Source organism: Endozoicomonas sp. ALC013 (genome assembly GCF_049310205.1).
GTDB lineage: Bacteria > Pseudomonadota > Gammaproteobacteria > Pseudomonadales > Endozoicomonadaceae > Endozoicomonas.
Genome location: NZ_JBLYNS010000169.1, coordinates 1 through 9,198, shown reverse-complemented (window position 1 = coordinate 9,198; position 9,198 = coordinate 1). Strand labels below are relative to the sequence as shown.

Genomic DNA, 9,198 nt, shown 5'->3' with positions numbered 1-9,198 from the left:
CAGTAGTGGTGATCTAACAGGTACGTTAATCAACTCTTCTGCTCCTGTTTCTGTTTTCAGTGGTGTTGAGTGTGCGAACGTACCCGTTGGAGTAAGAGCGTGTGATCACCTGAGCGAAATGCTGCCCCCTGTTTCAACGTGGGGTCGATCATTTGTGACGGTTCCTCTGGCTACTCGGCGAAGTGGGGATGTATTTCGTATATTAGCTTTTTCTGATGATACTGAGGTTAAAATTAACGGAGAAGTTGTTGAGACCTTGAGTAAAGGGAAGTATGTTGAAAAAATATTAAAGACCCGTTCTGTAATAGAAAGTAACGAGCCTGTTCTTGTCGCTCAATACTCTCAAGGGCAAAATAGTGACGGGATTATATCCGACCCCTTTATGATGTTGGTACCCCCTGCTGAGCAATTTTTAAAGAGTTATACATTTGCGTCGCTCGAAGAGAGCCTTGGTTTTGTTAATAACTATGTCAATGTTGTCGTTCCAAAAGATAATATAAATTCCATTGTGCTTGATGGAGAGATCATCTCGTCAGATCAGTTTGAAGACATTGGTAATAGCGGATTCAGTGGGGCACAGATCAAGGTGTCTGAAGGCTCTCATACCATTTCCAGCCCTAATCCCTTTGGTATCTATGTATATGGTTTTGGCAGTTATGACTCATACGGATACCCGGGCGGGATGAACTTTGATTTGATTAACTCCACAGGTGACAGTTTTGCGCCATTCGTTAAACTCATTGAGCTTGATGGAAGCATCGAAGGTATCGCAGGTGATTTTGAAGATCTGAACCTGAACTCATTGATTGATGAAGGCGAAGATCTGAATAAAAACAATAGACTCGATAGACGTACAGAAGACATCAATGAAAACAACCAGCTCGATGAAGGCGAAGACCTGAATGACGATGGCGTGATTGATCGCGATACCGGTATTTTCAGGGTCGAGCTTGAAGAAGGCGCTGAAAACCTGACACTCAAGACTAAAAGCTTTGTTCCTGGCGCGTTAAAGGTGCAGTTCAATATTGATGTCATTAATAAAGACTTACCGGGCAAAGGTGTGCTGGTTATCAGCGATGGGGCTGGGAACAAGGTAAAGAGGGCGATCAGTCTTGATAACAAGAAAAGACTGACCAATGTTCAGGTCATCAGTCAATTGTCTAATGCAGATATCGATCTGGCCAGTAGTTCTTTTTCAATTCAACCCGATAACGTCAGCCAAAAAGATGGAAGTACACTTATTGAATGGCGATTTGACGATATCACGATTGATCAGATTGAGGACCTGAGCTACGACATTACTTTCAAGAACCCTGTGCCAGGCGAAAAAAGAGTGGTGACACAAGCGCTCGATTTATATTACCGGGATATCAACGGTAATGATGTTTATCAGTCACTGGGGCAACAGGTCATTGATGTACTGTCATCACGTTATGTGCCATCGATCGGTACGAACAGTAACCAGTATCCTGCGGATACCGATGTAATGCTCACCGCAGTCGTTCAAAATACGGGTACAACCATTGGCACAGCTGTAGCGGATGTTTCAATATTCGATTCTGAAGGAAGTAAGGTTGCGAAGGTTTCAGGTGAAAAGTTATCCGGAATGGGGCCGGGTGACTCGGTCAGCTTTCAAAGTCTATGGAACACTTCAGATACGGCGAATGGCCAATATATTGCCCGTATAAATGTTAAAGACGATCTCACTGGCCAAATAGCCACTGCCAACAAGAAATTTACCATCAGTGCTTCTGGTTCAGGTGGAGAAGATGTCACGGTTATCAATATTCGAACGACAACCGACAGACAGGTCTACCACACGACCGATAACGTCAAGGCTGAAAACCTGGTTCAAAACTTGTCCGTCAATGCTGTAGCTGAAGCTTCTGAACTTTACGTCACAGTCATTTCGCCGGATGGAACCATCATTTTCAGTGAAGTAATGGATATACTTGAACTGGCGTCTGGTGGTCTGCAGCAAAGATTCAGTGCTATTGATCTCAAGGGGGCTTTGGAAGGCAACTATCAAATTGTAGCAAGGCTGGTGAACAAGGAGGGGGGTGAAATTGTCATTTCCCAGGCCGAATTCCTGGTTCAGGAAAATGCACTTGCTGCGCTTAAGGGAAAAGTGACGGCTGATGAAAGTAAACTGGTGATAGGTGAGCCTCAAATCTGCCATTTCACTGTTGAAAACAGTGGTACTAAAACCTCTGATGATCTGCTGATGAGTCGTTCAATGGTCGATGTTGGAGGGCAAAGTTCTGGCATACTAGGTGAATCTTCAGTGACTCTAAACCCTGGGGCTGCAACTGAATATACTCATCTGATAGATACCGACAACCTCAACCCTGGTGGACATGCCTGCGTACTACAAACAGAGATTGATGGTGAGCAAGTTGCCTTGGCTAGTGCAGGTTATACGCTTGCTTGTCCTGCCAAGGTGCCCGTAGCAGAAGTAAAAACATCTCAATACAGTACTAATTTACTGGTCAATGGTTCATTTGAACGCCACGGATATCTCAAGTATGGCGACTGGGGTGTCTTCAGACACATACCTGGCTGGGTAGCTCTGAAGAACAAATTTGAAATTCAAACCTCCGGAGTTTCCCAGGCGGCCACGGATGGTAAGGCTGTACTGGAGCTTGATGCTCATCGTAAGGCGTTGATTGCTCAATGGGTTGAAACAGTACCCGGTGATCAGTACTTGTTGATTCTTGATTACTCTCCTCGTGTGGAAGTCGATAGTAAGCCAACAACTAACAATATTGACGTTTATTGGGGTCATGAAAAAATCACGACCCTTGAGGGCGATAAGGTAGGCTGGAAAACACTGCAATTCGAACTGTCAGCGAAATATAATCTGTCGAAATTGGCTTTCCATGCCGTTGGTGAAAGCGACAGTGTAGGCGGGTTGATTGATAATGTTCAATTAAAATGCACTTCATTCCGTTTTAATAACCTCGTGAAAAATGGCTCCTTTGAGCAACACGGCGTACTCGAACAGTTTTACTGGGGGCTCTTTTCAAGCATACCCGGTTGGAGAGCGACCGGACATGAGCAGTTCAAGATCCTCGAAACCCGGACAGGCTGGAGATATAACGCATGGAAACGTAAAGGATGGTCTGCGGAGAGTGATTATAAACTATGGAAGCATAGAGATTGGATCAATGAAAAGAGCCACCATATAGACTATGAGGCTTGGGGTCGTAAGCACACAGACAGATATTTTGAAAATTATATTTGGGATAAGGACTACGATCTCAAAACCTTCTTTGACAAGAGCTGGGCTGTTCATGGTGATGCGGCGCTGAAGCTGGATGGTTATGAAAACAGTTCAATTAGCCAGGATATCACGACCCGGGTTGGGCAGAAGTACAATCTGACTCTTGGCTACGTACCCAGTGTTCACTGGCCAGATGATACCAATGATATTGAAGTTTGGTGGGGTAATGAACACATCGATACGATTTCAGGTGAGCATCACCACTGGACGGGCAAACATTATGAGGTTACAGCCAGCGATGCGAAAACAGCACTGACCCTAAAAGCCGCAGGTACATCAGATGCTATGGGCGGACTCATTGATAATGTGAGCCTGAGCTGTTCATTTGATGACAGTGCTAATGAAAACCTGATTACGAGTGAACCGTTTGAGGATCATTCATCCAGTCGAAACGGCTTTTTTGATTTCTTTGATAAAACGCCTGACTGGAAGAGTTATGGTAAGAATCCCTTTGAAACCCAGTCTGACAAAGAGGCAGGAACGTACACCAGAGAAGGCTGGGCAAGACTGGTTCTGGACGCTCGTGAGAACTCTGAGTTAACACATGTTGTTAAGACGGACGCAGGAGACAGTTATACCCTTGAGTTCAGCTACACACCAAAGGTGGCTCCTTATCACAAGGAGAAATGTATGTGGGGGCAATGTGAAACGGCTGATACGAACCAGGTTGAAGTATGGTGGGATGGAAAACGACTGGCTACGCTGGACGGCTCTGACAAAGGCTGGGTCACCAAACGCTATCAGGTGACTGCTTCCAGTGATAGTACCGAACTTGGTTTTAAGGCTGTCGATCAGTCAGGCAGATCGATTGGCTTGATTGAAGTCAGTCTTGTCAGGAACCCCGTTAAGTTAACGATTACTTCTAATCCTGTTACCAGCGTGCTGGAAATTGAACCTTACCAGTACAAGATCGATGTGATCCACGATAAAAAGGCAGTGCCTGTTTTTGAGTTGGATCAATATCCCGAAGGGATGAGTATCAGTGATGAGGGCGTGCTCAGCTGGGATTACCCAATACCCGGAGAATACCCTGTAATTGTGCGAGTTTCAGACGGTTGTGGAGATACTGCGATTCAGTACTTTACTCTGAAAGTTGAACCTCCCCTGCAGTGTCTCTGAGGGAAGTTCCTGAAGAGAAGGTTGAAAAAACAATAATGAAATCGCTGGACTGACCCGACCTGATGGCGGGTCAACCTTCACAAGACAGATAAATACAAGTGGTTGGAATTAGGTATGACAGGGCTAGGGATGGAATCGCTCAGAAGCGGTTGCGTAGGTAAGTTGACATCGATAATCAGTATGAGCCTGTTTACCTTTGTGTTTTATATTTCCCCCAGTGGTAAGGCTGTTGCAGATAATATTGAAAAAGAACAGCAACGACAGGCGCAGATTACAGTGGCTCTTGAGAAGACCCCTGAGCAGAAGCTTTCCCGTCGCCTGCAATCCTTACAGGATGCTGTAGTAAATCAGTCTATGGGTGGAGAAAAGCCGGGCTTATTTTCCACCCTGGCTTTCTGGCAAGATGATGATCCACTCAGTTCTGATAAGCGAGAACAACTGCAAGGGTTGTTGACAGACCTTCTGGCAATAGAAGCTGATGCTATGGGTGGTTTTTATCAGATACAGACTCATATTTCTGATAAAAAGCTTCCAGCCGTAGCTGCCAAACGGCAGGCTGCAGCAATGGCCACTTTCAAACAACAGTTTTCTGAAACTAAAGCCGTTTTGAAAGAACTGTTAACTACGAAGGACCTGGATCGTGCCAATGAGCTCTGGCAACAATTGAAGGCTGTTCTGGAAAATCAGCAGTTCAAACGTTCCCACAGCCCCTTTGATCCCAATAAACTCCCCTTTAGTAATCCGGATAGCAAAGTTCGGGAACCCAAGGTGACAAACTTTGACTTGCAGAGTGCTCTGGGTCTTGATTCCTATAAAGGTGTACAGGTTGCCAGCAATGGGCCTTTGCCATCATCAGTGACTGCAGCACTATTTAGCGCCAAAAACTCAGGGCAGCCTGCCGATACTTTTTTGCAGGAAACACCTGATATAGTGATCACAGATGAGATGCGAACACTGGCTGCTGAGTTGAACTATAACCCAACCGAAATCTATTCTTGGGTACACAATAACATCCGTTTTATTCCCAGCTATGGCTCCATTCAGGGGGCTGCCATGACCCTGGATACTCGCCGGGGTAATGCCACCGACACAGCCAGTTTGTTGATTGGCTTGTTACGAGCCTCCAATATTCCTGCCCGTTATGCTTATGGCACGGTAGAAGTGCCCGTAGAGAAAGTGATGAACTGGGTAGGTGGTGTGGAAGTGCCTGCAGCCGCTCAGAACTTAATGGGGCAAGGAGGTATACCCAATACTGGTTTACTTTATGGCGGTAAAGTAACTCAGATACGAATGGAACACACCTGGGCTGAAGCCTGGGTAGATTTTGAGCCTAGTCGGGGTGTCAAAAACCGTACAGGTGATAACTGGATTCCAATGGATGCCAGCTTTAAACAGTATGAATTCACCGATGGTATGGCACTGCAGGAACAAGTGCCTTTTGATGCCCAGGCTCTGGTAGATGATATCCAGGCCAATGCAACTATTAATGAAGAGCAGGGCTGGGTACAGAATCTGCCACAGCAGTCTATCGAACAGCAATTACAGGCATACCAACAGCAACTGGAAGACTACATTGCTAATCAGAACCCTGATGCCACAGTAGGTGAAGTGCTGGGACTGCAGGAAGTCAAGGTCAAGCCTGCAGCGCCACTGGCAGCAGGACTGCCTTACCGGGTATTGGCTACCAGTGAACGGTTTGCAGAAGTGCCTGAGAAATTGCGTCATAAGTTTAAATACCAGCTGCAAGCCCAGCTTTATGGTCAGCCAGGTACAACCCTCTTTACCTTTGAGCAGCCCACCGTTGAAGTGGCTGGCAAGAAACTCGCACTGTCCTTCCGGCCCAGTACTGAAGATGATGAACAGATCATCGCAAGCTATTTGCCACAACCCAATGAAGATGGCAGCCCAATTGATCCGTCCCAACTACCCGATACATTACCCGGTTACCTTATTAATATGACCGCGGAGTTTACAGTAGATGGCGAAGTACAGCTGGCTCAGGATGCAGGCACTATGGGAACGGAACTGTATAGTACTATTGGTCTGTACTCTCCAACCCATGGCTGGACTCAGGCAAATAATAAACCAGTAGCGGGTGAATACCGTGCTATTGGGTTGGATTTGCAGGGGGTATCTGCGAAACAGGCAGAACAAATGCAGCAAAGAATGGAAAATACAAAATCCAAGATTGAGTCTTCAGATATATCTGACATGTCCAAGCATGATTTGCTTGGAGATATCGTGTATTCCACTATCTTTAGCTACTTTGGATTAAATGATCTGCAGGATCAAATTGCCGCAGAAAGTAATGATGTTGTGCAATACCGGGCTCCAAGTTTTGGTTTGTTTATGACTAATGTTATACCTATGTATTGGTATGGTATAGCACGAGATGTCCAAACTAATGGTTTAGTTATGGATGTGGATAATTATTCATCCATGAGTATTCATAAAAGAAATGACCTAGCAGCTTGGGTGCAAAATAATCAAACAAGTGGTTCACGCACTTCTGCAATGGAGCATCTTGTGCCAGAACAGCTTGTTTCTTCAAGTGATTCCCCTGTTGAAGGAATCAGTGCAGTCAAAGCTCTAGCTGTAGCTGCTGGTGCAGGGCAGAAAATATTTACCATCACAAACAGTAATTTGGATGAAGTAATCTCTAACATAAAGTTGGATTTAGGAATCAGGCAAGAAATTCGTCAGAGTGTAGAAGCTGGTAAAGTGGTGACAGCACATGAGGAAAATATTGTCTTAAATGGTTGGGTTGGTGCAGGGTATTTGATCATAGATCCAGAAACTGGAGCTGGAGCTTATAAAATAAGTGGTGGTAGTAACGGTGGTTTTATTGACCCCGAAAAAAAAGGTTATGATGATATTCTTGGATTTATTGGTTTTGCATTACCATTTTTAAAAATAACGCTTCTTACAGGTCTCTCTGCGATAATTGCTTTAGGTCTGAATGTGAAAATGATCATGGATTACGCAAAAATTGACCATAAGTGTGAGGGTTTAAATTATTTGATAGCTTTGTCTATTCTAGTAACAGTGTTAGGCCTTTTAGCTTTCTTTTCTGGCCCCTTAATAGCGATAGTAATAATGTATGCAGCTATGCTTTCTTCTAAGGCTGCAATGAGTGTTGCAGAAAGTAAATTTTGCAGGGTTAAATAGTTGCTATGAGCAAAGCTGAATTAATTAATTTTGTTGTCTTTGTAGTGGATATGGGGATAGTGCTTTATTTTACTATGATCGGCTACGGGATCATCAAAGGACGAATATATTTGTTTGGGCGTTGGTATACAAGGAATGTCAAAGAAGAAAAAAGCGACTATTATCAATCTATTGTTGTATATATTGGTGCAGGGTCATTACTTCTATATTTTCGCTTTGTATCATTCCCTGCTGAGTTGTTGCCTCTTGCCAAATGAATAGAAGATGAAAAGAATGGATCCTGTATTAATAGTTATAGAGTTAGGAATATTGATGTATGGCTGTATGCTTATTTATGGCATTTGGAAGAAGAGATAACCCGATAATAGATACTGACCCGTTGGGGTTGCTAAAAGTGTGTCGCCGCCCGCTGTCTTTTGCTGGTGATTATATGAGTTCAGGGGCAACTGGAACAAATCTTGGCATTTTCCATGAGCATGCGTTCTATGAGGACGGTACGGGAGATAATACCGGCTTTACTAAAACCGGGTTATTTGATGACCGAAAAAACATCAATAAATATCAATGTGGTAACACAAGATATGACGACAAGATAATGTGGCAGGCTGAGGCGAATAAAGCCAACGATTGGAAAGAGGGTTATAACTTTGTTACAAACAACTGCCATGACTACATTGAAGTGGTTTAATGACTTAGGACACCTCGTTAAGCACAATAGTGCAGTTGATGACGAGGTAGAAAGTGACAAAGCAGCGTAAGAATTATTCTCCAGAATTTAAGCGTAAAGCCATTGCTATGGTAGTTGAACAGGGGCAGGCTGCTTCAGAAGTGGCCAGAAGTCTTGGTATCCATGATGGCAACCTGAGACGCTGGATACGGGAGCAGAATGAAAAAAAGGAAAGGTCTTTTCCTGGCAAAGGGCAGCAAGCTCTGACGCCTGATCAACAGCGAATAAAAGAACTGGAAGCTGAAAATCGCCAGTTAAAAATGGAGCAGGAAATCCTAAAAAAAGCGACGGCCTTCTTCGCGAAAGAACTGTTGTAAGGTTTGCATTCATACAACAGGAGAAGGTGGCCTATCCGGTGCAGGTACTCTGCAAAATAATGCAAGTTGGGCGCAGCGGATTTTACCGCTGGCAGAAACAACAGACTCAGCAGGAGAACTCCAGGGCTGAACAGTTCCGCCTGGAGGCTGATGCACAGCAGATTTTTGTCGACTCTGATCGCTCATATGGCAGCCGAAGAATGGCAAAAGCACTGCGTAGTAAGGGTTACAGCATAGGTCGTCATCAGGCAACAACACTGATGAAGCGGTTGGGGCTGGTCGTGAAGTATGCGAAAAAATTCAAGGTGACGACGAATAGCAGGCACAAGTTTCCAGTTGCAGAAAACCTCCTGAACAGGGAGTTTGCAGTAACGGAGGCGAATAAGGTCTATACGACAGATATTACTTATTTATGGACTCGCGAGGGATGGTTGTATCTGGCAGTGGTTATGGACCTCTATTCAAGGAAAATCGTGGGCTGGTCAATGAACAGTCGCATGTCTACAGAACTGCCGTTAGAGGCATTGAGAATGGCGTGGTGGAGTCGTAAGCCTGGCTCGGGAGTACTCCACCATTCAGATCAG

Annotated in this window: 6 protein-coding genes; all 6 read left to right on the top strand. The window is 44.7% G+C overall.

Annotated elements, in window-relative coordinates; all coding sequences use genetic code 11:
• Positions 1–4,402 (top strand): DUF642 domain-containing protein (locus ACO6V1_RS20805; protein ID WP_422468320.1); only part of this gene is annotated, 4,402 nt, incomplete at its 5' end.
• 180 nt (positions 4,403–4,582) lie between these two features.
• Positions 4,583–7,570, top strand: coding sequence for a transglutaminase-like domain-containing protein (locus ACO6V1_RS20800; RefSeq protein WP_422468318.1), 2,988 nt, complete (start codon positions 4,583–4,585; stop codon positions 7,568–7,570).
• A 5-nt stretch (positions 7,571–7,575) separates the two neighbouring features.
• Positions 7,576–7,827, top strand: a complete 252-nt coding sequence (locus ACO6V1_RS20795; RefSeq protein WP_422447697.1) for a hypothetical protein — start codon at positions 7,576–7,578, stop codon at positions 7,825–7,827.
• 59 nt (positions 7,828–7,886) lie between these two features.
• The gene (locus ACO6V1_RS20790) at positions 7,887–8,258 is read left to right on the top strand and encodes a hypothetical protein (RefSeq protein ID WP_422447699.1); all 372 of its coding nucleotides are present in this window, start codon (positions 7,887–7,889) and stop codon (positions 8,256–8,258) included.
• 53 nt (positions 8,259–8,311) lie between these two features.
• The gene (locus ACO6V1_RS20785) at positions 8,312–8,614 is read left to right on the top strand and encodes a transposase (protein WP_422468316.1); all 303 of its coding nucleotides are present in this window, start codon (positions 8,312–8,314) and stop codon (positions 8,612–8,614) included.
• 11 nt (positions 8,615–8,625) lie between these two features.
• The coding region (locus ACO6V1_RS20780; RefSeq protein ID WP_422468322.1) for an IS3 family transposase at positions 8,626–9,198 on the top strand (573 nt) is incomplete at its 3' end.

Excerpts from the sequence above, each read along its gene's own strand:
- ACO6V1_RS20800 (WP_422468318.1), top strand. The coding sequence starts at position 4,583 with ATGAGCCTGTTTACCTTTGTGTTTTATATTTCCCCCAGTGGTAAGGCT.
- ACO6V1_RS20795 (WP_422447697.1), top strand. The coding sequence starts at position 7,576 with ATGAGCAAAGCTGAATTAATTAATTTTGTTGTCTTTGTAGTGGATATG.
- ACO6V1_RS20790 (WP_422447699.1), top strand. The coding sequence starts at position 7,887 with ATGGCTGTATGCTTATTTATGGCATTTGGAAGAAGAGATAACCCGATA.